This window comes from Bacillus sp. 05T31 (genome assembly GCF_056396725.1).
On sequence record NZ_JBFTMA010000624.1, the window covers coordinates 1 to 2,690 of the forward strand.

4 protein-coding genes and 1 pseudogene are annotated in these 2,690 nt (G+C 32.4%); 3 read left to right on the top strand and 2 right to left on the bottom strand.

The window, feature by feature from the left end:
• Nucleotides 1–93: pseudogene (locus AC1DJR_RS25400) on the top strand (recombinase family protein); the annotation flags it as partial.
• Between the two features lie 143 nt (nucleotides 94–236).
• Here the strand turns inward: AC1DJR_RS25400 and AC1DJR_RS25405 are convergent.
• The gene (locus AC1DJR_RS25405; RefSeq protein WP_404476817.1) at nucleotides 237–431 is read right to left on the bottom strand and encodes a hypothetical protein; all 195 of its coding nucleotides are present in this window, start codon (nucleotides 429–431) and stop codon (nucleotides 237–239) included.
• Between the two features lie 169 nt (nucleotides 432–600).
• Nucleotides 601–831 (bottom strand): glycosyltransferase family A protein, encoded by a 231-nt coding sequence (locus tag AC1DJR_RS25410; RefSeq protein ID WP_142333467.1) that lies wholly within the window; start codon nucleotides 829–831, stop codon nucleotides 601–603.
• A 416-nt stretch (nucleotides 832–1,247) separates the two neighbouring features.
• On the opposite strand from AC1DJR_RS25410, the gene AC1DJR_RS25415 reads away from it, so the two are divergent.
• Together AC1DJR_RS25415 and AC1DJR_RS25420 are read left to right on the top strand one after the other, a co-directional pair.
• Entirely contained in the window at nucleotides 1,248–1,415 is a 168-nt protein-coding gene (locus AC1DJR_RS25415; protein ID WP_154214060.1) for a hypothetical protein, read from the top strand.
• 138 nt (nucleotides 1,416–1,553) lie between these two features.
• Nucleotides 1,554–1,790 carry a hypothetical protein gene (locus AC1DJR_RS25420; protein ID WP_340954473.1) on the top strand — a complete coding sequence of 79 codons (237 nt, stop codon included), beginning with the start codon at nucleotides 1,554–1,556 and terminating at the stop codon, nucleotides 1,788–1,790.
• The last annotated feature ends 900 nt before the right edge of the window (nucleotides 1,791–2,690 follow it).

Below are 2,690 nucleotides of genomic sequence, written 5' to 3' on the forward strand. Positions count from 1 at the left end.
GAGTTATTACGCATGTTAGAGAATCTGCGTGAAGGTGATGTAATTGTAGTTACTGAATTAGCACGTATTACAAGCAGTACACAGGACTTATTTAATTAAGCTCGTTTCTAATCAAGACATAAAATACTCATTAAAAAATCGATTTCTTAACGTACAGGAAATCGATTTTTTATTTATAATCCCTTCATCCAATTCTTTCTACATTTTAGGCATCTTTGCAGCAGGACCATCTAGAATTAGAGTGTAAAAAATGTATCTTGAATAGCAGAACGAAAAGATTGGCAACGAATTTGTTTTGCCCAAAATGCCGTTTCTGCTTCTCTTTCTTGTAATGTCATGTTAGTTCTAAAGGGAGAAGGAAGAATAAGAGCAGTTACAGCTGGTATTGAATGAAAAGTTATATTATCTAGCTTTAGAAATTTTCGCCACATATTAAGATCACTCCACACATCCTCTGGTTCAGGGCTCCATCCTTCAAGAAGACGAGGGTAGGTATCTATGCGGTATCCAGCAATCGTAGGACTAAAATTTATATGACTCTTTCAACATACGATCGCGAGTCTCAAGTTCCTCAAATGATCCCTGAATGGCCATCATTTGTTACTTATTCACAATAGCCATATAGCGGCTATGTACAAAATCTGCTTTGGATAAAGCTTGCTCCATGTATTGTAAGTGATCAGGAAACCATGAATCATCGTCACTCAGATAACATACAAATTTTCCTTTTGCCAATTGTAATGCCTCATGTCGATAAATTTCTCCGTTCCTTGCACTTGAGCCTATAAAAACAGAGAAGAAATCTTTAATCAAGCTCCTGCTTTTCAGCATGAAATACACCAAAACAATTACTTGAAATATTATTCATTTATTAATCTGAGTATGCTTTTTTAATTTTGCAACAGCAACCATAAATGCTCCTCATAATAAATATAAGGTTATTTTATATATACATAGATTTTATTCATCGTAAGCCTACTGAAAATAAGAAAAGACGTAAAAAGACAGTGGCTTATCTTGTCATGCAATTTAAACTTTTAAAAGGGTGAATGGGGTATCGAAAGCTGTACAGTTATCTTTTAAACAAAGGAGTCAAAGTTACTCTGTCTCAAGTAAGACACGCCTTTTGTAAGGTCAGCTCAAAGTGAAAAATTGTCACTTATTATAAGAAACAAAAGCAAGAACTCAATACGTTTCCGAATATATTAGAACGCTCTTTTATACCTAGTACGAAGGAAAGACCAACAGTGGTTGAGGAAATACAAATTATATTAGGTAGATTGGCAATAAATAGTGATTTATCACAGCTAACAGAGGAAGAAAAGCGGCAATATTATCATTTTGTATGCAGAAAATATGGACTAGATCCATTTACAGAGTCGTTTGCTTTTATTCGGTTTAAGGGAAGTAAGTGAACTACAGCTATAGGTGCAGTTCCTATTAGTACAGAAGTTGGAAGAAAACTTAGTCCCGCTCAGTTAGCTCATACACTGATGACTTGTGCAACCAAAGTAAAGAGACGAGCGACAGTATCACTGTGTTGTTTAGCTATGATGGATGAAACAGAAGTAGGTATACTTTTTGGTGTAAAACGATTTGATATACAATCCGTCATCGAAAATAAAGATTTACCTCTACAATCCAAACAATCTTATGGCGGTTATACATTTATGGTAAAAGAATCAATGGGAAAATCAGAACTATTTGAGAAAGAAAAAATAAAAAAAAGAAGTGACTGTTTTGACAGAATTGAGAGAGTCATAATGGTACATCAAAAACTTCATGAATAGAAGAAGTGCACCTATTATCATATAGAATTTGTTGTGAAAGATGAAAGAAACAAGCAAGCATACAATATTGATGAAGTATGGCATTATATATATTTCTTATATTAGCACTTRTTTATTTGTCAATTCTCCTTTGTGTGAAAGTAGAGTGCACGAAAATGAAAGCGGAACGAATCTTGAGATTACTATTGAAGAGGGTGTGCTTATTTATTGAGTTGTAGTGCATAGATACTATAAGAGAGCATAGGATACACATATTTTTAGAGGAATTATGTAATAAGTGAAATATGAAGAAGACAATGTTGCAAATATGAGAGGTTGAAAAGAAAGCTCACAAACCAATGTAGTTTTAAGAATAGTAGTAAATAAAAAACTGTATCTAGCCTGAAAAATACATCGAAGGGATAGCAACGGTATTTAAAGTATCTGGGGATATATTGTAAGGAAGGCAGATGTTCAATGAGTATATGCTTATAAAAAATACTGTAAAAAAACTATTGTATGTTAAAAAATTATATGTTACATTGATGTTACAAAATTATTACTTTATGTGACTTTTGTTTCAATTTGTTTTCTTGTTATTTATTTTTTGTTACAAATCATATATTAAAAGCGTTATTTCTATGTGCGTAAGAGTGTGTGTAGTAAGAAGTCTGAGTTAGAACTTCATACATTATATTAAAAATCCTTTCTGTCTTAAAAGAAGAAGAATACCAACTATATAGGGGTTTTTAGGTAATGAGATTATATAAAATGTACTTCCTTCCCCACACAATTTAGTACATATTTAAGGTTCAGTCTAATTGCTGCACAGCTACTTTTGCATATGAGTGTATCGAAATAAATGAAGAGATTGGTAATTATAAACAGCATTAAAAAATCAATCTCGAGATGGATTTAAAT

What these genes read in the sequence shown, in the direction of transcription:
- AC1DJR_RS25405 (WP_404476817.1), bottom strand. Translation starts at nt 431, where the DNA reads ATGTGGCGAAAATTTCTAAAGCTAGATAATATAACTTTTCATTCAATA.
- AC1DJR_RS25410 (WP_142333467.1), bottom strand. Translation starts at nt 831, where the DNA reads ATGCTGAAAAGCAGGAGCTTGATTAAAGATTTCTTCTCTGTTTTTATA.
- AC1DJR_RS25420 (WP_340954473.1), top strand. Translation starts at nt 1,554, where the DNA reads ATGGATGAAACAGAAGTAGGTATACTTTTTGGTGTAAAACGATTTGAT.